Source organism: Geodermatophilus dictyosporus (genome assembly GCF_900115505.1).
In the GTDB taxonomy this organism is placed as follows: Bacteria; Actinomycetota; Actinomycetes; order Mycobacteriales; family Geodermatophilaceae; genus Geodermatophilus; species Geodermatophilus dictyosporus.
On the sequence record NZ_FOWQ01000001.1, the window covers coordinates 51,713 to 72,267 of the forward strand.

19 protein-coding genes and 1 riboswitch are annotated in these 20,555 nt (G+C 76.6%); of the genes, 11 read left to right on the forward strand and 8 right to left on the reverse strand.

Features of this window, described 5'->3' with window-relative positions; translation table 11 throughout:
- Positions 1-13: 13 nt before the first annotated feature.
- The 3 genes from BMZ33_RS00275 to BMZ33_RS00285 are packed head-to-tail and all read right to left on the reverse strand — an operon-like array spanning position 14 to position 4,030.
- Positions 14-679 carry an NADPH-dependent F420 reductase gene (locus BMZ33_RS00275; RefSeq protein ID WP_091106652.1) on the reverse strand — a complete coding sequence of 222 codons (666 nt, stop codon included), beginning with the start codon at positions 677-679 and terminating at the stop codon, positions 14-16.
- 28 nt (positions 680-707) lie between these two features.
- The gene (locus BMZ33_RS00280; protein WP_091106655.1) at positions 708-3,572 is read right to left on the reverse strand and encodes an FAD-binding and (Fe-S)-binding domain-containing protein; all 2,865 of its coding nucleotides are present in this window, start codon (positions 3,570-3,572) and stop codon (positions 708-710) included.
- 53 nt (positions 3,573-3,625) lie between these two features.
- Positions 3,626-4,030: a cupin domain-containing protein gene (locus BMZ33_RS00285; RefSeq protein ID WP_091107757.1), complete on the reverse strand. Its 405-nt coding sequence runs from the start codon at positions 4,028-4,030 to the stop codon at positions 3,626-3,628.
- Between the two features lie 190 nt (positions 4,031-4,220).
- On the opposite strand from BMZ33_RS00285, the gene BMZ33_RS00290 reads away from it, so the two are divergent.
- Positions 4,221-5,645, forward strand: a complete 1,425-nt coding sequence (locus tag BMZ33_RS00290) for an MFS transporter (protein ID WP_169063676.1) — start codon at positions 4,221-4,223, stop codon at positions 5,643-5,645.
- Positions 5,646-5,654: 9 nt separating this feature from the next.
- Here the strand turns inward: BMZ33_RS00290 and BMZ33_RS00295 are convergent, their stop codons facing one another.
- On the reverse strand, positions 5,655-6,284 hold the full coding sequence (locus BMZ33_RS00295; protein WP_091106659.1) for a TetR/AcrR family transcriptional regulator: 630 nt from the start codon (positions 6,282-6,284) through the stop codon (positions 5,655-5,657).
- Positions 6,285-6,407: 123 nt separating this feature from the next.
- On the opposite strand from BMZ33_RS00295, the gene BMZ33_RS00300 reads away from it, so the two are divergent.
- The 4 genes from BMZ33_RS00300 (at position 6,408) to BMZ33_RS00315 (ending at position 12,488) form a co-directional block, all read left to right on the forward strand.
- On the forward strand, positions 6,408-7,742 hold the full coding sequence (locus BMZ33_RS00300) for an MFS transporter (protein ID WP_091106661.1): 1,335 nt from the start codon (positions 6,408-6,410) through the stop codon (positions 7,740-7,742).
- Positions 7,743-7,791: 49 nt separating this feature from the next.
- Positions 7,792-9,336: a gluconokinase gene (locus BMZ33_RS00305; protein ID WP_091106663.1), complete on the forward strand. Its 1,545-nt coding sequence runs from the start codon at positions 7,792-7,794 to the stop codon at positions 9,334-9,336.
- A 17-nt stretch (positions 9,337-9,353) separates the two neighbouring features.
- Positions 9,354-10,814 carry a GntP family permease gene (locus tag BMZ33_RS00310; RefSeq protein ID WP_091106665.1) on the forward strand — a complete coding sequence of 487 codons (1,461 nt, stop codon included), beginning with the start codon at positions 9,354-9,356 and terminating at the stop codon, positions 10,812-10,814.
- A 99-nt stretch (positions 10,815-10,913) separates the two neighbouring features.
- Entirely contained in the window at positions 10,914-12,488 is a 1,575-nt protein-coding gene (locus BMZ33_RS00315; RefSeq protein WP_091106667.1) for an FMN-binding glutamate synthase family protein, read from the forward strand.
- A 48-nt stretch (positions 12,489-12,536) separates the two neighbouring features.
- Here BMZ33_RS00315 and BMZ33_RS00320 read toward each other — a convergent pair whose 3' ends face one another.
- Together BMZ33_RS00320 and BMZ33_RS00325 are read right to left on the reverse strand one after the other, a co-directional pair.
- On the reverse strand, positions 12,537-13,154 hold the full coding sequence (locus BMZ33_RS00320) for an FMN reductase (protein WP_091106669.1): 618 nt from the start codon (positions 13,152-13,154) through the stop codon (positions 12,537-12,539).
- The gene (locus tag BMZ33_RS00325) at positions 13,151-14,248 is read right to left on the reverse strand and encodes an LLM class flavin-dependent oxidoreductase (RefSeq protein ID WP_091106672.1); all 1,098 of its coding nucleotides are present in this window, start codon (positions 14,246-14,248) and stop codon (positions 13,151-13,153) included. The genes BMZ33_RS00320 and BMZ33_RS00325 overlap by 4 nt, the downstream gene beginning before the upstream one ends.
- 241 nt (positions 14,249-14,489) lie before the next feature.
- On the opposite strand from BMZ33_RS00325, the gene BMZ33_RS00330 reads away from it, so the two are divergent.
- The 5 genes from BMZ33_RS00330 (at position 14,490) to BMZ33_RS00350 (ending at position 18,894) form a co-directional block, all read left to right on the forward strand.
- Positions 14,490-15,389, forward strand: a complete 900-nt coding sequence (locus BMZ33_RS00330; protein WP_091106674.1) for a DivIVA domain-containing protein — start codon at positions 14,490-14,492, stop codon at positions 15,387-15,389.
- Between the two features lie 161 nt (positions 15,390-15,550).
- A riboswitch (cyclic di-AMP (ydaO/yuaA leader) is annotated at positions 15,551-15,690 on the forward strand.
- A gap of 212 nt (positions 15,691-15,902) precedes the next feature.
- On the forward strand, positions 15,903-16,877 hold the full coding sequence (locus tag BMZ33_RS00335) for an aggregation-promoting factor C-terminal-like domain-containing protein (protein ID WP_169063677.1): 975 nt from the start codon (positions 15,903-15,905) through the stop codon (positions 16,875-16,877).
- A gap of 123 nt (positions 16,878-17,000) precedes the next feature.
- Entirely contained in the window at positions 17,001-17,660 is a 660-nt protein-coding gene (locus BMZ33_RS00340; protein ID WP_091107759.1) for a class I SAM-dependent methyltransferase, read from the forward strand.
- Between the two features lie 64 nt (positions 17,661-17,724).
- The gene (locus BMZ33_RS00345) at positions 17,725-18,453 is read left to right on the forward strand and encodes a DUF72 domain-containing protein (RefSeq protein ID WP_091106676.1); all 729 of its coding nucleotides are present in this window, start codon (positions 17,725-17,727) and stop codon (positions 18,451-18,453) included.
- Between the two features lie 33 nt (positions 18,454-18,486).
- Positions 18,487-18,894 carry a hypothetical protein gene (locus BMZ33_RS00350; RefSeq protein ID WP_091106677.1) on the forward strand — a complete coding sequence of 136 codons (408 nt, stop codon included), beginning with the start codon at positions 18,487-18,489 and terminating at the stop codon, positions 18,892-18,894.
- Here BMZ33_RS00350 and BMZ33_RS00355 read toward each other — a convergent pair.
- On the reverse strand, positions 18,891-19,274 hold the full coding sequence (locus BMZ33_RS00355) for a VOC family protein (RefSeq protein ID WP_091106679.1): 384 nt from the start codon (positions 19,272-19,274) through the stop codon (positions 18,891-18,893). The two genes, BMZ33_RS00350 and BMZ33_RS00355, sit on opposite strands and share 4 nt — an antisense overlap.
- A 19-nt stretch (positions 19,275-19,293) precedes the next feature.
- Between BMZ33_RS00355 and BMZ33_RS00360 the strand changes: the two genes are divergently transcribed.
- Positions 19,294-20,121: a pentapeptide repeat-containing protein gene (locus BMZ33_RS00360; protein ID WP_091106681.1), complete on the forward strand. Its 828-nt coding sequence runs from the start codon at positions 19,294-19,296 to the stop codon at positions 20,119-20,121.
- On the opposite strand, the gene BMZ33_RS00365 is transcribed toward BMZ33_RS00360, so the two are convergent.
- Entirely contained in the window at positions 20,118-20,549 is a 432-nt protein-coding gene (locus BMZ33_RS00365) for a hypothetical protein (RefSeq protein WP_091106684.1), read from the reverse strand. The two genes, BMZ33_RS00360 and BMZ33_RS00365, sit on opposite strands and share 4 nt — an antisense overlap.
- Positions 20,550-20,555: the final 6 nt, after the last annotated feature.

The following is a 20,555-nucleotide window of genomic DNA, read 5'->3' on the forward strand; positions in this document are numbered from 1 at the left end:
GCGGCCGCCGGCGTCACACGTCGCGGTAGCGCTTCGCCGCGGCGAGGGCCTCGGTGAGGCGGCCGGCATCGAGGTCGGGGCCGTAGCCGGGGGTGTCGCGCTGGATGCGCCAGCCCTCGGCCAGCGGCCCCAGGTCGACGACGTCGAAGCCGAGCTCGTCGATGAACGACGCCACGGTCTCCTTGGCCGAGGCGTCGTCGCCGGCGATCGCCAGCGCCCGCCGGTTCGGCGTGCCCGGCGGGGTCCGGCGGGCGGTGATGTCGGCGGCGTAGACGTGGTTGAACGCCTTGACGACGCGCGAGGTCGGCAGGTGCTCCTGCAGCAGCTCGGCGGTGGTCGTCGACTCGTCGTCGAGCGCGGGCACGTGCCCGTCACGCTCCGGGTAGTAGTTGTTCGTGTCGATGACGACCTTGCCGGCCAGCGGCTCGACCGGGACGTCGTCGACCGCCTTGAGCGGCACGGTCACCACCACCAGGTCGCCGGCGGCCCCTGCCTCGGCGGCGGTCGCGGCACGCACGGAGCCCGTCCGCGAGGGGCGGGCCCCGATCGCCTCGACCAGGTCGGTGAGCGTCTCCGGGCCGCGGGAGTTCGAGAGCACGACGTCGTAGCCGGCGTCGGTGGCTGCCTGTGCGAGCGCCGTGCCGATGTGGCCGGCGCCGATGATGCCGAGAGTGGTCATGCCCGGCGGCAACGCGCGGGTGTGCGGCTCATTCCCGGTCCAGCGCGTCGGCGAGCAGCTCTGCCAGGTGCCGGCCGGGGCGGTCGGCGAGGTGGTCGAGCTGGGTGCGGCAGGAGAAGCCGTCGGCCAGGACGACGGCGTCCGGCCCGGCCCCGCGGACGGCCGGCAGCAGCTGCTGCTCGGCGATCGCCACCGACACGTCGTGGTGCCCGCGCTCGACGCCCCAGTTGCCGGCGAGCCCGCAGCAGCCGCCCAGCCGGGTGACCGTGGCGCCGGTGCTCGTGAGCAGCCGCTCGTCGGCCGCCCAGCCCATCACCGCGTGGTGGTGGCAGTGCGGCTGGGCGACCACCTCGACGCCGGCCAGCGACGGCGGCGTCCACCCCTCCGTCGCGGTGAGCAGCTCGGCCAGCGTCCGGGTGCCCGCGGCGACCCGCGCCGCCAGGCCCTCCCCACCCGCCCCGTCGACCAGGTCGACGGCGTCCCCGCGCAGCGCCGCGGTGCACGAGGGCTCCAGGCCCACGACCGGCACCCCGGCGTCGACCAGCGGCGCGAGCCGCCGCACCGTGTCGCCGAGCACCCGCCTGGCCGTGTCGAGCTGGCCGGTGGTGATCCAGGTCAGCCCGCAGCAGGTGTCGTCGCCGGGCACCTGCACCGCGTAGCCGGCCGCCTCCAGCACCCGCACCGCCGCGTGCGCCACCTCCGGCGCGAAGTGGTCGGTGAAGGAGTCCACCCACAGCGCGACCGGGGTGCCATCGCCCGGCCGGGGGGTGAACTCCTGGCGGAAGGTGCGCCGCGCGAAGGCCGGCAGGTCGCGCCGCTGGTCGACCCCGGCGCTCCAGCGGGCCAGCCGGCCGCCGAGACGCGAGCGGGTCACCGCGTTGACCAGCCGGGGCGCCCGGGCGGCGAGGTCGGCCCACATCGGCAGCCGGCCGAGCAGGTAGTGCGAGCGCGGGCGCAGCCGCCCCCGGTAGCTCTGGTGCAGCACCTCGGCCTTGTAGGAGGCCATGTCCACGCCGGTGGGGCAGTCGCGCGAACAGCCCTTGCACGACAGGCAGAGGTCCAGCGCGGCGTGGACCTCCGGTGAGCGCCAGTCCCGCACCGGGCCGCCGGGCGCCAGCATCTCCTGCAGGACCCGCGCCCGGCCGCGGGTGGAGTCCTTCTCCTCGCGGGTGGCCGGGAACGACGGGCACATCACCGCCACGCCCGAGGGGTCGGCCCGGCACTTGCCGACGCCGGTGCAGCGGTGCACCGCGTTGGACAGGTCGCCGCCGTCGTGCGGGTAGGCCAGCGCGAGGCCCTGCCGGTGCCGGGGCGCGGCGGCCACCCGGATGTCGTCGTCGAGCCGGGCGGGGCGCACCAGCACGCCGGGGTTGAGCACGTCGTCGGGGTCGAACAGCGCCTTGACCCGGGCGAACAGGTCGAGCGCGGCGGGGGAGTACATGGTGCCGAGCAGCTCGCTGCGGGCCCGGCCGTCGCCGTGCTCGCCCGACACCGACCCGCCGTAGCGGGCCACCAGCCGGGCGGCGTCCTGCACGAACGCCCGGTAGGCCGCGCGCCCGCGGTCGGGCTCGCGGCCGAAGGGGAAGTCGATGCGCACGTGCACGCAGCCGTCGCCGAAGTGCCCGTAGGGGACGCCCTGCAGCCCGTGCTGCGCCAGCAGCGCCTCGAACTCCCGCAGGTAGCCGCCCAGCGAGGTCACCGGCACCGCGGCGTCCTCCCAGCCGGCGTGTGCGGGCCGCCCGTCGGAGGTGCGCGCGGCCAGCCCCGCGCCGTCCTCCCGGATCCGCCAGATCGCCGCCGCCTGTGCCACGTCGGTGACGACCATCGTGTCCACCGCGCCGGCGTCGGCCAGCACCCCGGCGGCCTTGGCCTCCACCTCGGCGACGCTGTCGCCGGTCAGCTCCACGATCAGCCAGCCCGCGCCGCGCGGCAGGTCGGGGACGACGGCGGCCGGCACGTCGCGCAGCCGCTGCACGATCCGCTCGTCGAGGCCCTCGACGGCGGTCGGCCCGTGCCGCAGCAGCCCCGGCGTCGCGTCGGCGGCGTCGGCCATCGAGGGGTACCCGAGCACGACCAGCCCGCGGGCCGGCGCGTCGGCGACCAGCGTCACGGTGGCGCCGAGGACGACCGCCAGCGTGCCCTCGGTGCCCACCAGTGCGCGGGCCACGTCGAAGCCGTGCTCGGGCAGCAGGTGCTCCAGCGAGTAGCCCGACACCTGGCGGCCGAAGCGGCCGAGCTCCGTGCGGATGGTCGCGAGCTCGCGCGCGACCAGCGCCTGCAGCTCGTCGAGGCCGCCCGGTGCCGACCCGGAGGCCAGCCGCAGCCGCTGCCCGGTGCCGGTGACGACGTCGAGGCCGGCCACGTTGTCCGACGTCCGGCCGTAGCCCAGCGCCCGGGAGCCGCAGGCGTTGTTGCCGATCATCCCGCCGACGGTGCAGCGGTTGCTGGTGCTCGGGTCGGGGCCGAAGCGCAGGCCGTGCGGGCGGGCGGCGGTCTGCAGCGCGGCCTGCACGACGCCGGGGTCGACGACGGCGGTGCGCGCCTCGGTGTCGATCGCGTGCACCCGGTGCAGGTACCGGCTGGTGTCGACGACGACGCCGGTGCCCACCGCGTTGCCGGCGATGGAGGTGCCCGCCCCGCGCATGGTCAGCGGGACGCCGAGGTCGCGGCACACCTCGAGCGCGGCGACCACCTCGTCGGCGTGCCGCGGCCGGACGACGGCGCGCGGCAGCACCCGGTACAGCGAGCCGTCGGAGGAGTAGAGCGCCCGGGCCAGGCCGGAGTCGTCGACGTCCCCGATGCCGGCCCGGCGGAGTGCGGCGGTGACCTCGGCGGTGTCCTCGGCGGTGTCCTGGGCGGTGTCCTGGGGGCTCCGGGTGTCGGCGGTGCTCACCCGGCCAGTGTCCCCGGTGCCGCCCGCGGGGGAGGCGGCACCGGGGGAGTGACTCAGCTCTCGGTGGGCGGCTCGTCCTTCCCGGACTCCTCCGCCTCGTCGGCCTCCTCCTTGGTGCGGTGCACCGCGCCGTCGGCGTGCTCCGGGGGGCCGTAGACGGTGTAGAGCACCAGCGGCAGCTGGCCGGTGTTGAGGAAGTTGTGCTTCGTCCCGGCCGGGACGACGACGAGGTCGCCCTGCGCCACCTTCCTGGTGGCCCCGCCGACCTTCGCCTCACCGACGCCGCTGACGAAGGTGAGGATCTGGTCGATGTCCTCGTGGACCTCCTCGCCGATCTCCCCACCCGGCGGGATGGTCATGATCACCAGCTGGGTGTTCTTCCCGGTCCACAGGACGCGGCGGAAGTCGGGGCTCTCCTCCGCGGTCGTGGCGATGGTGAAGTGGATGACGGACGCCATCGGCGCTGCTCCTCCCTGGTCGCTCGGCACCCGGTCGGTGCCCTCTCGCCGGTCCTCCTGCCCGCGACCCGTCCCCGCCATGCGCCGACCCCTCCACGCCCGGCGGAGGTGGATCGGCGCGCCGGGTCCTGCTACGGTCGCCGCACCGTCAGTTCGAGAGTCGAACCGACTCGACCGGCAGGAGGCGCCGGTGACCCGGACCGCCCCGAGCACCCCGGCAGCACCCACGTCGACGGCGGCCGCGCCGCGCGCCGTGCAGCGCCGCACGCTCGCCGTCGTCGCCGCCAGCACGCTGGTGGTGCTCGCGGCCTTCGTCACCCCGCTCGCCACCGCCGTCGCCACCGCCCGCGACCTCGGCGCCGGGCCCGGCGGGCAGGCCTGGCTGCTGTCGGCGATGAGCGTCGGGCTGGCCGCCGCGCTGCTGGTGGCCGGCGCCGGTGCCGACGACGTCGGCCGCCGCCGCGTGTTCACCGCCGGGCTGGTGCTGCTGGCCGCGGGCGCGGCGCTGACCGCCGCCGCCGGGTCCACCGGCGTCTTCGTCGCCGGCCGGCTGGTACAGGGCGTCGGCGGCGCGGCGGTGCTGGCCTGCTCGCTCGGCCTGCTGGCGCAGGTGTTCCCGCTCGGCCCGCCGCGGGCGCGCGCGGCGGCCGTGTGGGGCGCCAGCCTCGGCGCGGGCACCGGCGTCGGCGGGCTCGCCGCGGTGGTCCTCGACGGCGACACCGGCTGGCGGGCCACCCACGCGGTCACCGCCGCCCTCACCCTCGTCCTGGCGCTGGCCGCGCGGCTGCTGCTGCCGGAGTCGCCGCGCCCGCGCCGGCCGCGGGTGGACGTCGCCGGCCCGGTGCTGCTGGTGTCCGCGGTGTGCTGCCTGCTGGTGGGCCTGGTGGCGCCCCGCACCGGCGCGGGGACGGCGACCGCGGTGGCGCTGCTGGCCGCCGGCGTGCTGCTCGCCGCCGGGTTCGTGCTGGCCGAGGCGCGGGTCCGGGCGCCGATGGTCGACCTCGCGCTCTTCCGCGTCCGCGGCTTCGTCGCGGCCAACGTCGGGGCGCTGGTGACCGGCGCGGCCACGGTCGGGCTGATGTCCTACCTGGCCACCGTGCTGCAGCGCGGGCTGGGGGAGAGCCTGCTGGCCACGACGGTGCCGGTGGTCGTCTGGTCGGCGGTCGCCACCGCCACCTCCTGGGGGCTGCGGTGGGTGCCCGCCGTCGACGGGCGGCTGCTGCTGGCCGCCGGCCTGGCGGTGTCGGCGGCCGGGCTGGCCGCGCTCGCCGTCCTCGACGTCGGCGACCGGGGCACCGCGGTGCTGCCCGGCCTGGTCGTCCTGGGCGTCGGCTACGGCGCGGCCAACGCGGCGCTGGGCCGGGAGGCGGTCGCGCACGTGCCCGCCGAGCGCGCGGCCATGGGCGGCGGGGCCAACAACACCGCCCGCTACCTGGGCGCCGCGGTCGGGGCCACCCTGGTGGTGCTGCTGGTCACCGCCGCGGCACCGGCCGGCGCGAGCGCGGCCGGCGCGCTGCTCGACGGCTGGGACGCCGCGGCGCTGGCCGCGGCCGGGCTGAGCGCCGCGGGGGCGCTGGCGGTGCTGGCGCTGCGGCCGGCCCGGCGGGCCGGCTGACCCGCCGGCTCAGGAGCGGCGGGCGACCAGCTGGACGAGCACCTCGGTGGCGACGTCGGTGTCGTCGGCCAGGGAGGTGACCTCGCCGCGCTCGACGCGGGCGAGCATCAGCTCGTTGAGCCCGCCCACGGCGGCGAGCACCAGGGCCCGGTCCACCGGGCGCACCTCGTCGGGGTGCCGCCCGGCCAGCTCCGCGGCCACCCCGCAGAGCAGCTCGACGTAGCGGTCGATCACCCGGCGCCGCAGGGTGAGGGCCGGGCGGCCGGCGGCCTGCACCTCGACGAGGGAGGCCCAGGCCACCTCGGGGTTGGCGGCCAGCAGCTCCACGTAGGCCCGCACCGCCGTGCGCAGCCGGTCGCGCCAGGGCAGGCCCGCGGCCGCGGCGTCCTCCTGCGCGGCGCGGACGGCGGCCAGCATCTTCTCCGAGGCGCGGGTGTAGAGCTCCAGGAGGCAGTGCTCCTTGTCCCGGAAGTGCGTGTAGACGACGGTCTTGGACACCCGGCCGGCGCGGGCGATGTCGGAGATCGTCGTGGCGCGGTAGCCCTTGCGCGCCATGCACGAGGCCAGCGCGAGGAGGATGCGCACCCGCCGGGCGGCGTCCTCCTCGGTCACGTCCTCGGGCACGACCAGGGCGCTCACCTGGACGATCGTAGGCGCAGGCGGGGTGCGCACCGCCCCGGGACACCCGATCCCGGCGGCCCGGTGAGCGGGCTCACCGGCGGTCCGGGAACAAACCGCCGGGCCGGAGCTGTCGCTACCTGGGTGACCCCCACGACGCCCGTCCGCGCCTCCGCGCGCGCCTACGCCGTCTGGCTCACCGCGCTGGCCGCCTACGCCGTCGCCGTGTTCCAGCGCGCCTCGCTCGGCGTGACGGGCGTCGAGGCGCAGGAGCGCTTCTCGGCCGGGGCGTCGGCGGTCTCGCTGTTCCTGGTGCTGCAGCTGGCCGTGTACGCCGGGCTGCAGGTGCCGGTCGGTGTGGCGCTGGACCGGTTCGGCTCCCGCCGGCTGGTCCTCGTGGGCGCGCTGACCATGGCCGCCGGGCAGCTGGTGCTCGCGCTGGCCACCGACGTGCCCACCGCCGTGGCCGCGCGGGTCCTCGTCGGCGCCGGCGACGCGATGACCTTCATCAGCGTGCTGCGGGTGATCGGCTTCTGGTTCCCCGGGCCCACCGTCCCGCTCGTCACCCAGCTCACCGGCATCCTGGGCCAGGTCGGGCAGATCGCGGCCGCCTACCCGCTGGTCGCGCTGCTGCACGGCGCGGGCTGGCGCAGCACCTTCCTCGGCGCCGCGGCGGTGGGCGTGCTCGCCGCCGTCCTGGTGCTCGTCGCGCTGCGCGACGCGCCGCCGGGCACGCGGACCACCCGCCCCGCCGGGCTGGCCGAGGTCCGCCGCAGCCTGGCGCTCACCTGGCGCGAGCCGGGCACCCGCATCGGCCTCTACACCCACCTGGTCACCCAGTTCTCCGGCACCGTGTTCGCGCTGCTGTGGGGCTACCCCTTCCTGGTGGTCGGCCAGGGCCTGGCGCCGGGGACGGCGGCGGGCCTGCTGACCCTGCTGGTGGTCGTCGGCATGGGCGTGGGCCCGCTGCTCGGCCGGCTGTGCGGGCGCTGGCCGCTGCGCCGCTCGGTGCTGGTGCTGGGCATCCTCGCCGCCACGGTGACCGTGTGGACCGTCGTGCTGCTGTGGCCCGGGCGGGCGCCGGTGTGGCTGCTCGTCGTGCTGGTGCTGGTGCTGGGCACCAACGGCCCGGGCTCGATGATCGGCTTCGACTTCGCCCGCACCTGGAACCCGGCCGAGCGGCAGGGCAGCGCCAGCGGCGTGGTCAACGTCGGTGGCTTCGTCGCCTCGCTGCTGACCGTCCTGGCCATCGGCGCGGTGCTCGACCTCCTCACGCCCGGGGCCTCCACCGCCTACGACCTCGGCGCCTTCCGGGCCGCGTTCGCCGTCCAGTACGTGTTCTGGGCGGTCGGGCTGGTGGGCCTGCTGCGCCACCGGCGGGCGCTGCGGGCGCGGCTGGCCCGCGACGGTGTCGTCCTCGCGCCGCTGCACGTGGCCGTCGGCGCCCGCCTGCGCGGGGGGTCGGCCTACCGGGGCTGACCCGGGCCGGGGTCGCGCGGGCGGCCCGCCCTCGGCACGATCACGCGACATGGACGTGGTGGTCGGGCTGGACTCCGGGACGACGGCCACCAAGGCGGTCACCGCCGGCGTGGACGGCCGGGTCCGCGACCTGGTCAGCGTCGCCTACCCGCTGTCGGTGCCCGCGCCCGGCCGCGCCGAGCTCGACGCGCAGCGCCTGGCCGACGCCGCCGTCGAGGCGCTGGGCGCGGTGACGGCCCGCGCCCGCGACCGCGGCGACCGGGTCCGCGGCGTCTGCCTGTCGGCCGCGATGCACGGCCTGGTCCCCATGGACGACGACGGCCGGGCGCTGGGTCCGCTGGTGACCTGGGCCGACGACCGCGCCGCCGGGTTCGCCGAGGCGCTGCGCGCCGACGGCCGGGCCGGGGGGCTGCACGCCCGCACCGGCACGCCGGTGCACCCGATGTCGCCGCTGCTCAAGCTCGCCGCGCTCCGCGCCGACGACCCCGACCGGCTGGCCGCGGTGCCCCGCTGGGGCGGGGTCAAGGAGCTCGTCGTCTCGGCGCTGCGCGGCGGGCCGCAGGTGCTCGACCGCTCCTGCGCGTCGGCCACCGGCCTCTACGGCATCGCCGCGGGCGCCTGGGACACCGAGGCGCTCGAGGTCGCCGGCGTCCGCGCCGGCCAGCTCGGCGAGGTGCTCCCCACCACGGCGGTGCTGCGGGGGCTGCGTCCCGGCGTGGCCGCCACGACCGGCCTGCCCGCGGACACCCCGCTGGTGCTCGGCGCCTCCGACGGCGTGCTGGCCAACCTCGGCATCGGCGCGGTCCGCCCCGAGGTCGCCGCGGTGTCCCTCGGCACCAGCGGCGCCATGCGGGTCGTCGTCCCCTCGCCCACGGTCGACCCCGCGCACCGGCTGTTCTGCTACGCCCTCACCGACGACCACTGGGTGGTGGGCGGCGCGGTCAACAACGGCGGCTCGGTGGTGCGCTGGGCGTCGCAGGCGCTCGCCTCGGGGGACGAGGTCACGGGGGAGGACGCCGACGCGCTCGACGCCCGGCTGCTCGAGGAGGCCGCGGGCGTGCCGGCCGGCAGCGACGGGCTGCTGTGCCTGCCCTACCTGCTCGGCGAGCGCGCGCCGTGGTGGCGCTCGGGGCTGCGCGGCGCCTACGTCGGGCTGCGCCGCGAGCACCGCCGTCCGCACCTGGTCCGGGCCGCCGTCGAGGGGGTGTGCCAGCAGCTGGCACTGGTCCGCGACGCGTTCTCGGCCACCGGCCTGCCGGTCCGGGAGGTGCGCGCCACCGGCGGCGCGGTGGCCTCGTCGCTGTGGGTGCGGACCCTCGCCGCGGCCCTCGACCTGCCGGTGCGGGTGGCCGACTCGCCCGAGGGCACGGGCCTGGGCGCCTGCCTGCTCGGGCTGCACGCGCTGGGGTCGCTGCCCGACCTCGACGCTGCCACCGCCCTGGTCGGCGTCTCCGACCCCGTCGAGCCCGACCCGGCCGCCGCCGGCCTGTACGCGCGGCTGCGCCCGCTGCTCGAGCAGTCCACGCAGGCGCTGACCGGCGTGCTCACCACCCTCGACGCCCTCGACGACAGCCCGTCCCACAGTCCCGCCTGACCCCTGGAGGAACCCCCGTGCCCGAGGTCGAACCGGCGCTGGGCGCCGGCCCGCTGCTGCTCATCGCCGCCGCCGCGGTGGGTGTCCTGCTGTTCCTGATCATGAAGCTGAAGCTGCACGCCTTCCTGGCGCTGATCCTGGTCAGCCTGCTGGTGGCGCTGGCCACGCGGATCCCGCTCGAGGACGTCGTCACCACGCTCACCGAGGGGTTCGGCGGCACGCTGGCCAACGTCGCGCTGCTGGTGGGGCTGGGCGCCATGCTCGGCCGGCTGCTGGAGCACAGCGGCGGGGCGCAGGTGCTCGCCGACAGCCTCATCGGCCGGTTCGGCGAGAAGCGGGCCCCGCTCGCGCTCGGCGTGGCCGCGCTGCTGTTCGGCTTCCCGATCTTCTTCGACGCCGGCCTGGTCGTCTTCCTGCCGATCGTGTTCACCGTCGCCCGCCGGCTGGGCGGCTCGCTGCTGCTCTACGGCCTGCCCACCGCCGGCGCCTTCGCCGTCATGCACGCCTTCGTGCCACCGCACCCCGGGCCGGTGGCCGCCGCCGAGCTCATCGGCGCCGACATCGGGCTGGTGCTGGTCTTCGGGCTGCTCATCGGCCTGCCCACCTGGTACCTGGGCGGCTACCTGTACGGCCTGTGGGCCGGGCGCCGCTACGACGTCGCCGTCCCCGACGAGGTGGACGACGACGCGCCGCGCACCGCCGACGACGAGCCCGACCCGTCGGTCGAGGGCACCTCGCCGGCCATCGGCTCGGGCGGGCCGCGCACGGGGACGGCGACCCGGGCGGCGCCGCCGCGGTTCGGCACGGTCGTCGGCATCCTGCTGCTGCCGCTCGTGCTGATCTTCCTCAACACCGGCCTGTCCACGCTGGCCACCGTGGGCGCGCTGGACGAGGCGTCGCTCCCCGTCCGGGCCGGCCAGCTGCTCGGCGCCACCCCGGTGGCCCTGCTGATCACCGTCCTGGTGGCGATGGTCGTGCTCGGCGTGCGGCGCGGGCAGAGCGGTGCGCAGGTCGAGTCGATCGTCAACAGCGCGCTGGGGCCGGTGTGCGCGATCATCCTGATCACCGGCGCCGGCGGCATGTTCGGCGGCGTGCTGCGGGCCAGCGGGATCGGCACGGCGCTGGCCGACGTCCTCGGCGACATCGGGCTGCCGGTCATCGTGGCCGCGTTCGTCATCTCGCTGCTGCTGCGCGTGGCGCAGGGCTCGGCGACGGTCGCCCTGACCACCGCGGCCGGGCTGTTGGCGCCGGTGGTGGAGGCCTCCGAGGGGCTCAGCTCGATCGACCTGGCGCTCATCGTCATCGCGATCGCCGGCGGCGCCACGGTGCTCTCGCACGTCAACGACTCCGGCTTCTGGCTGGTCAGCCGCTTCTTCCGGATGGACGAGAAGACGACGCTCAAGACCTGGACGGTGATGGAGACGCTGCTCGGGACGATCGGCTTCGTCCTCGCACTGGTGCTCAGCCTCTTCCTCTAGCCCTCGCCGGAGCGCGCGGAGCGGCCCGGACGGGGCCGTTCCGCGCCAGGATGGCCCCCCGGGGTGACCCGGACCGCAACGGGGCGGAAGGGGATCGTCATGAGGGGTGCGGCACGGGCCGCGGTGGCCGGACTGGGTGCGGTGGCGGCGGTGGCCGCCCGCGACCTGCTGCAGCGGGAGCACACGCTGCTGCGCAACTTCCCGGTGCTCGGGCACGCGCGCTACTGGCTGGAGTCGCTCGGGCCGGAGCTGCGGCAGTACCTGGTCGCCGGCGACAACGAGGAGCGGCCGTTCACCCGCGACCAGCGCCGCTGGGTGTACGCCTCGGCCAAGAGCGAGAACAACTACTTCGGCTTCGGCACCGACAACGACCTCGAGTACACGGCCGGCTACGCGGTGATCAACCACCGCACCTTCGGCCGCGCCGTCCCGCCCTCGCACCCGCACTCGGCCGCCGACGTCGCGCTGCCCTCGGCCAAGGTGCTCGGCGGCCCGCGCGGGCGGAGGCACGCCTTCCGGCCGGCGTCGGCGGTCAACGTGTCGGCGATGAGCTTCGGCTCGCTGTCGGGCGCGGCGGTCGAGGCGCTCAACCACGGCGCGGCGCTGGCCGGGTGCCTGCACAACACGGGGGAGGGCGGCCTGTCGGTGCACCACCGGCACGGCGGGGAGCTGGTGTTCCAGATCGGCACCGCCTACTTCGGGTGCCGCGACGAGCACGGCCGCTTCGACCTCGACCGGCTGCGCGACCTCGTGGCGGGCGCGCCGGTGCGGGCACTGGAGATCAAGCTCAGTCAGGGCGCCAAGCCCGGGCTCGGCGGGGTGCTGCCGGCCGCCAAGGTGTCCGCCGAGATCGCCGCGGCCCGCGGGGTGCCCGAGGGCGTCGACTGCGTGAGCCCGTCGCGGCACGCGGAGTTCAGCGACGTCGACAGCCTGCTCGACTGGGTGGAGCTGCTCGCCACCGAGACCGGGCTGCCGGTGGGGATCAAGTCCGCCGTCGGCGACATGCGGTTCTGGGACGAGCTGACCGAGCTGATGGCCTCGACCGGCCGCGGCGTGGACTTCGTGACCGTCGACGGCGGGGAGGGCGGCACGGGCGCTGCGCCGCTGATCTTCACCGACTCGGTGTCGCTGCCCTTCCAGCTCGGCTTCGCCCGGGTGTACTCGACCTTCGCCCGGCGCGGGCTGGCCGAGCAGGTGACGTTCATCGGCGGCGGCAAGCTCGGTCTGCCCGACAACGCGGTCGTGGCGTTCGCGCTCGGCTGCGACATGGTCAACGTCGCACGGGAGGCGATGCTCGCCATCGGCTGCATCCAGGCGCAGAAGTGCCACACCGACACCTGCCCGACCGGCGTCGCCACCCAGAACGCGTGGCTGGCGCACGGCCTGGACCCGGCGCTGAAGTCGGTGCGGCTGGCCAACTACCTGGCCACGCTGCGCCGCGACCTGCTCAAGGTGGCCGAGGCCTGCGGGGTCGAGCACCCCGGCCTCATCGACACCGGCTCGGTGGAGGTGCTCACCGGGCGGACGGCGTCGACCCCGCTGGGCGAGGTGTACGGCTACGAGCCCGGCTGGGGCATGCCGTCGGCCGCCGACCGCGCCGCGATCGTCGAGCTGATGACGGCCGGGGCACCCCAGGGCGGCTCCGCGCCCCCGTCCGAGGACGCCGCCGGCTGACGCGCACTCCCGCGGACGTGCCCCGTGCACGTCCGCGGGAGTGCACCGTCATGACCCGCCGCGGAGCAGGTCCTCGAAGGAGGGGACGTCGGCGAAGGGGTCGGCCGGGCGGGCCGAGGCCGGCCGACCGGTGACGACGTCGGCCAGCTCGCCGGCCGCCCGGGTGATCCGCCGGCCCAGCTCGCCGCCGTCGCCGCCGGCCCAGTCCTCCGACGCCGCGAACACCGCCGTCGGCACGGTCACCGCGCGCAGGTGGGCGAACAGCGGCCGCATGGCGTGCTCGAGCACCAGCGAGTGCCGGGCGGTGCCCGCAGTGGCGGCGAGCAGCACGGGCTTGCCGGTCAGCGCGCCCTCCTCCAGCACGTCGACGAAGGACTTGAACAGCCCGCTGTAGGACGCGGTGAACACCGGGGTGACGGCGAGGACCGCGTCGGCGCCGGTCACCGTCCCGACCGCCGCGCGCAGCGCCGCGTTCGGGAAGCCGGTGACGAAGGCGTCGGCCAGGTCGCGGGCGTGCTCGCGCAGTTCCACGACCTCGACCACGGCGTCCTCGCCCCGCTCGCGCAGGGCGGCGACGGTCGCGGTGGCCAGCCGGTCGGCCAGCAGCCGGGTCGACGACGGCGTCGACAGCCCGGCGCTGACCACGGCGATCGTGCGGGTGGTCATGCCGACACCTCCTCCGGGGTGGTGGCACGGGCCGCGACGAGCGAGGCGTGGGTGGGGGCGTCGGGCACGTGCGCGGGCTTGAGCGCGGCGAACTCCCGGCGCAGCACCGGCACGACCTCCTCGCCGAGGACGTCGAGCTGCTCGAGCACCGTCTTCAGCGGCAGGCCGGCGTGGTCGACGAGGAACAGTTGCCGCTGGTAGTCGCCGACGTAGTCGCGGAAGCCGAGGGTGCGCTCGATGACCTGCTGCGGGGAGCCGACGGTCAGCGGCGTCTCGCGGGAGAACTCCTCCAGCGAGGGGCCGTGGCCGTAGACCGGCGCGTTGTCGAAGTAGGGCCGGAACTCCCGGACGGCGTCCTGGCTGTTCCTGCGGATGAACACCTGCCCGCCCAGGCCGACGATCGCCTGGTCGGCCGAGCCGTGGCCGTGGTGCTCGAAGCGCTGCCGGTAGAACTCGACCATCCGCTGGGTGTGCTCCTTCGGCCAGAAGATGTGGTTGGAGAAGAAGCCGTCGCCGTAGTAGGCGGCCTGCTCGGCGATCTGCGGGCTGCGGATGGAGCCGTGCCAGACGAAGGGCGCGACGCCGTCCAGCGGCCGCGGCGTCGAGGTGAAGCCCTGCAGCGGCGTGCGGAACCGGCCCGACCAGTCGACGACGTCTTCGTCCCACAACCGCCGCAGCAGCGCGTAGTTCTCCACCGCCAGCGGGATGCCGTTGCGGATGTCCTGCCCGAACCAGGGGTAGACCGGGCCGGTGTTGCCGCGGCCCATCATCAGGTCGACGCGGCCGCCGGCGAGGTGCTGCAGCATCGCGTAGTCCTCGGCGATCTTCACCGGGTCGTTGGTGGTGATCAGCGTGGTCGCCGTCGACAGCTGCAGCCGGGTGGTCCGTGCCGCGACGTAGGCCAGCGTGGTCGTCGGCGAGGAGGAGAAGAACGGCGGGTTGTGGTGCTCGCCGAGGGCGAAGACGTCGAGCCCGACCTCCTCGGCCTTCTCCGCGATGCGGACGATCGCCTGGATCCGCTCCGCCTCGGTGGGCGTGCGGCCGGTGGTGGGGTCGGTCGTGACGTCACTGACCGAGAAGACGCCGAACTGCATCTCCGCTCCTCTGGTTGAGAGTGCAACTACTGCGTCCACGCAACGGGTGCCGGAGTCCGGGTGTTCCCGCGTCCGCCGACTCCACGGTGTGACCGTCCGGCCACGTCACGGCGGACCACTCCGTCGGTGACCGTCCCGTGATCTCGGGGGTGCACGACCGGACCGCCCGCGCTGGGAACCTGGCGACAACCCGGGAGCCTCGACGAGGCGCGGGGAGCACGGCTGACCGAGGGGGAACGGGATGTCGCAGCACAGGCACCAGGGCGCTCCGGACGCGGCGGGGAACGGGGCACAGCGGCCCACCCGCTTCTCGGGCAACCGGACCAGCGACGACGCACGTCCGGGCGAGCTCGACGGCCTGCTGGGCACCGGCCCGGTGTTCACCCACGCCGTCCGGGGCTACGACCGCCTGCAGGTCGACGACTACGTCGCCTGGGCCGAGACCGAGCTGCACGTGCTGCGCCGCGAGAACGACCACCTCCTCAGCCGCTACGCCGCGGCGTCGGCCGAGCTGCAGAACGCCCGGCGCCGGCTGGCCCAGCTCGTGCGCGAGCGGCAGTCGCTGCCCACGCCGGAGGACGCCGCCGCGATGGTGCAGCGCGCCGAGGCGGACGCGGAGCGGATCCGCGACGAAGCCCGCACGGAGGCCGAGGCCCGGCTGGCCAAGGTGGCCGACATGCGCCAGGCGGTGACCGCGCTGCGGGAGCAGGCGCGGGAGGAGGCCGCCGCGCTCGTCGGGGCCGCCCGCCGCGAGGCCGAGGAGCTGCGCCGGAGGACGGCCGCCGAGCAGGAGCGCGCCACCGCCGAGATCGCCGCCCGGGCGGAGGAGGAGCGGGTCGCCGTCGAGGCGGAGCTCGCCGCGCTGCGGGCGCAGCGCGACCAGGCACGCGAGTCGCTGCACCGGCTGGGGACCCAGATCGGCGACGCGCTGCAGCTGGTCGCCGGCGCGCTGCCCGACGACGCGGCCCTGTCCGGCGGCGCCGAGCTGCCCGACGAGGTGCCGGTGCTGGCGGAGCGGCGCGAGGCCGCGCGCGAGGAGGCCGACGGGCGCACCGGTGAGGACGCCGCTCCCGCCGACGGTGCGGCCGGCGTCACCGAGCTGCACGGCACCGGCCGCGGGACGGTCGCCGCGGCGTCCTGAGCAGCGCGACACGCCGGGCGGGCCGCGGGGGGCGGCCCACCCGTCACAGCCGTCACGGAGATCTCCGTCACCGCGGTGTTGTCACGGACGTGTAACGGCCCGTACGGTGACCGGCGTCCGGCTGGTCGTCTCCTCCCCGCCCGGGGAGCCTGGCCGGGCGCCGCCGAGTCGTGTCCGCACCCGCGGGCGCGAGCCGGGGACCCACCGCAGTCCTGGGGTGAATCGCCTGCCGAGTGCAGCGCGTAGGGCTTCTTCCCGCCCGAACCCGTCAGCTAACTCGGTAGGCGGCTCACGGAAGGAACGGAGAGTCCCCGCATGCCCCGCCTCCGGGCCCACGCGGCCCGCAGGTGCAGCCGGCGCGCGTCCCGCGCCTCCTGAGCCCGGCCGACACCTGCCCCGCTGACCCGGCGCCGCTGACCCGCGCCGCCGGGGACCCGTAGACCGCCGCACGCCGGCGCACGCCCGCGACCCGGGCCGCCGCGCGCCCACTCTCCCTCGGAGCCCCACCCCCTCATGCCCAGCCACACCCCGAACACGCCTGCCGCCCCGGCGACCGTCGAGCCCACCGCCGTCGAGCCCACCGCCGTCGAGCCCACCGGCGCCCAGCCCGCGACGCTCGAGCTCCCGGCCGCCGAGACCCCCGCCCGCCGCCGGTTCGGCCGCCCCGCCCGCACCGGTGCGCGCCGCAGCAGCCCGCCGCTGGGTCCCCGCCGCCCGGCCCTCCTGCTGGCCACCGCCGCCGCCGGCGCCCTGGTGGTCGGCGTGGTCACCACCAGCAGCCCGGCCGCCGAGGCCGGCACCGAGACGGCCGGCACCTCCGTGAGCGTGGCCGCGCAGCTCGGCGTCGCCGACCGGCAGACCGCCGACGTCGAGGCCGCTCCGCAGGCCGGTGACCTCGCGCCGCTGGAGGACCTCGCCGCCTCGCGCAGCGACCGCAGCGCCGAGGAGGCCAGCGCCGCGCAGGCCCAGGCCGCCGCCGACCAGGCCGAGCTCGACCGGCGCGCCGCCGAGGAGGCCGCCCGCATCGCCGCCGAGCAGGAGGCCGCCCGCGTCGCCGCCGAGCAGGAGGCCGCGCGCGCCGCCGCCGAGGCCCAGGCCGCCGCCGAGGCCGCCGCTGCCGCCGAGGCCGAGCAGGCCGCCGCCGAGGAGGCCGCGGCCGAGGAGAGCTCCGAGCCGGCCCCCGCCGCGGCGCCGGCCGCCCAGGGCTCCTTCAAGGACTACGCGCTGAGCAAGGTCGGCAGCGCCCAGCAGTTCAGCTGCCTGGAGAAGCTGTGGGGCAAGGAGAGCGGCTGGAACCCCAACGCGCAGAACCCCACCAGCACCGCCTACGGCATCCCGCAGTTCCTCGACTCGACCTGGGCCAGCACCGGCATCGCCAAGACCTCCGACGGCTACCGGCAGATCGACGCGGGCCTGATCTACATCGAGAGCCGCTACGGCACGCCGTGCGACGCCTGGGCGCACTCGCAGGCCACCGGCTGGTACTAGGAGGACCCTGCTGCCCCCACGCCTCGCTCCGCCCGGCACGGGCCCCTGCAGCAGGGCCGTTCCAGCCCATGACCGGCTCCTGCAGCGGGGCCGTTCAGCGCGTCGCGTGACAGTCTGGGCGTGATGACACAGGGAGGGCCGGCCACTCGCGTGGTGCCCGCGGGCTTCGTCCGCGCGCACACGCAGGTGCGCCGGCCCTCTCTCGTCCCCGAGGTGCGGCTGCACGTGGCCGACGACGTCGTCGCCCTGTGGGAGGCGATGGAGGACGGGGCCGGCGGCGCGGGTGAGGCCCCGCCGTTCTGGGCCGCCGCCTGGCCCGGCGGGCAGGCGCTGGCCCGCGCCGTCCTCGACGACCCCGGTCTGGTGGCCGGCCGCGCGGTGCTCGACCTCGGCTCCGGCAGCGGGCTGGTGGCCGTCGCGGCGGTCCTCGCCGGCGCCCGGTGGGTGCTGGCCAGCGACGTCGACCCGTTCTCCCGGACGGCGATCGGCGTCAACGCCGGGCTCAACGGCGTCGCCGGCATCAGCGTGACCGGCGACGTGCTCGACCGCGAGCCGCCCGCGGTCGACGTCGTCCTGGCCGGTGACGTCTGCTACGACCGCGAGATGACCGAGCGGGTGCTGCCCTTCCTCGACCGGGCGCGGGCGCGCGGCTGCGAGGTGCTCGTCGGCGACCCGGGCCGGCCCTACCTCCCGCACCAGCGGCTCGAGCCGGTCACCGCCCTCGACGTCCCCGAGACCGAGGGGCCGGGCACCCGCCGCACGACGGTGTGGCGGCTGCCCTGATGCGGCGCCACGGCGGCACCGGCACCGCCGCCTGGCCTCGGTGGCCGGACGCGGCCGCTGAGCGGTGACCGTCCACGTCGGCACCTCGGGCTGGAGCTACGACCACTGGGAGGGCGTCCTCTACCCGCCCGGGACGCCGCCCCGCGACCGGCTGGCCCACTACGTCCGCCGCTTCGGCACCGTGGAGCTCAACGCCAGCTTCTACCGCTGGCCCCGGACGGCGACCTTCGCCGGGTGGCGCGACCGGCTCCCCGAGGACTTCCGGCTGTCGGTCAAGGCACCGCGCGGCCTGACCCACGCCAAGCGGCTGTACGCCCCGGAGGCCTGGGTGGAGCGGATGACCGCGGCCTGGCACGAGCTGGACGGCCGGCGCGCCGTGCTGCTGGTGCAGCTGCACCCGGCCGCCGTCCGTGACGACGCCCGGCTCGCGTACTTCCTCTCCCTGCTGCCGGGATGGGTGCAGGTGGCCGTGGAGTTCCGCCACCCCAGCTGGCACGTCGAGGAGGTCTTCGCGCTGCTCGAGCGGCACGGCGCGGCCTACTGCGTCACCAGCGGTGCCGGCCTGCCGTGCGTGCTGCGGGCCACCGCGCCGTTCGTCTACGTCCGCCTGCACGGCCCCGACGACACCTGGCTGTACGCCGGCTCCTACTCCGACGACGACCTGCGCTGGTGGGCCGACCGGGTGGGGGAGTGGGCGGCCTCCGGCCGCGACGTCTACGCCTACTTCAACAACGACGGCCACGGGCACGCCGTCCGCAACGCCGAGACGCTGCGGGCCCTCACGGGCGGCTGAGCGGCGCCGTCCAGGCGGCGGGAGACTGAGCCCATGAGCGAGCAGGACGACGCGGCGCGGGCGGGGCAGGCCCAGGGCAACCTGGTCAGCCGGTCGGTCGAGGAGTTCGTCACCCAGCTGCGCGGCTTCACCGACCGGGCCCGGGGGCTGGCCTCCGGCGCCGTCCCGTCGGGTCTGTCGCTGCCGCGGCTGCCCTCCCCGCCCGGGGCGATGTCGGCGGCGCAGGTGGGGGCGATCGCCTCGCAGGTGCGCGGTCAGCGCCAGCTCGTCGCGGGCCTGATCGGGCAGCTGCAGGCCTTCGACGAGCAGCTCGCCGTCTTCGAGCGGGTGCTCGAGCCGATCGAGGAGTGGAGCCGGACCTGGGCGCGGCTGGAGCAGTCCTTCGGTGACGTGCTGCGCCGCCCGCCCACGGACCCGTCACCCCCGGCGGGGACCGCCTAGCGCTGGTCGCGGCGCAGCGGGTGGTCGGCCGGCACCTCGACGAGCACCAGCTGCACGCCGTCGGGGTCGGCGACGGTGGCCTCGAGCAGCCCCCACGGCTGCTGACGGGGCTCCTCGAGGACCGGCACGCCGGCCGCCGCCAGCCGGTCGACCTCCGCGGCCAGGTCGCGCACCTGCACCCACAGCGCCAGCCCGCGCGGCGGTCCGGCGGCGGCGCCGGACACCTCGAGCAGGCCGTTGCCCAGGAAGAAGACGACGCCGGGGTGCTCCGGCGGCCCGAACTCGCGGTGCACGGCCAGACCGAGGACGTCACGGTAGAACGCCTGCGACCGCACGGGGTCGGCGGTGCGGAGCAGGACCCGGCTGCTGAGCACGTCCACCCGGGCATCATGGACTCCCGTGACCCCCGCCGCCGCCGACGCCCGTGCGGGGCTGCGGGCCGACTGCACCCGCTGCGCCGGGCTGTGCTGCGTGGCACCGGCCTTCGCCGCCTCGGCCGACTTCGCGATCGACAAGCCCGCCGGCTCCGCCTGCCCCCACCTCGGCGGTGACGACCGCTGCGGCATCCACGGGCAGCTGCGCGAGCGCGGCTTCGCCGGCTGCACGGTGTTCGACTGCTTCGGCGCCGGCCAGCAGACGGTGCAGGTGACCTTCGGCGGTGCCGCGGGCTGGCGGGCGGACCGGGAGCGGGCGGCGGAGGTCTCCACCGCCTTCGTCGTCCAGCGGCAGCTGCACGAGCTGCTCTGGTACCTGACCGAGGCACTGGCACTCGACGCCGCCGCGCCGCTGCGCCGGGAACTCGCCGCCGCCCGCGACCGCACTGCGGCGCTGACCGCCGCGACGCCGCAGGAGCTCGCCGCCGTCGACACCGCCGCGCTGCGCCGGGAGGCCGGCGCGCTGCTGACCTCGGTGAGCGAGCTGGCCCGCTCCGGGGTGCGGCCGCGGGGGAGGGACCGGCGCGGGGCCGACCTCGTCGGTGCTGACCTGCGCCGGGCCCGGCTGCGGGCCGCCGGCCTGCGCGGGGCCTACCTGATCGGCGCCGACCTGCGCGGCGCGGACCTGTACCGCACCGACCTGCTCGGCGCCGACCTGCGGGCCGCCGACCTGCGCGGCGCCGACCTCTCCGGTGCGCTGTTCGTCACCCGGCCGCAGGTGGCCGCCGCCCGCGGCGACGCCGCCACCCGCCTGCCGGCCGGTCTGGAGCACCCGCCGCACTGGGACGGCTAGACCAGGTCGTCGTCCTCCGGCCGGCCGCGGCGGCGCAGCAGGCCGGTGACGCCGGCGACCCGCGACTGCGCCTGGTGCAGTGTCGCGATCAGCGGCCGGAGGTCCTCGTCGATCGTGCGGATGATGTCCGGGACCTTCTCCACCACCGGGTCGTCGAGCACCCGGCCCACCCGCTCCAGCCCGGGCTTGAGCGCCCGCACCGGCTCCTCCAGCTCCCCGACCAGGGTCTCCAGCCGCTCGGCGGTGCGCTGCGCCGAGGCGATCGCCGACGTCGCCGTCGAGGTGGCCGCGATCAGCTCGCGGACGGCGCCGTTGAGCTCGGTCAGCGTGCGCGGCAGCTGCGCGAGCGCCTCGGTCTGCGCCTGCAGCGCGGTCAGCAGCTCGGTGAAGCCGGGGATCTTCGGCATGCCGAGGCGGAAGGGGTCCACGGTGGC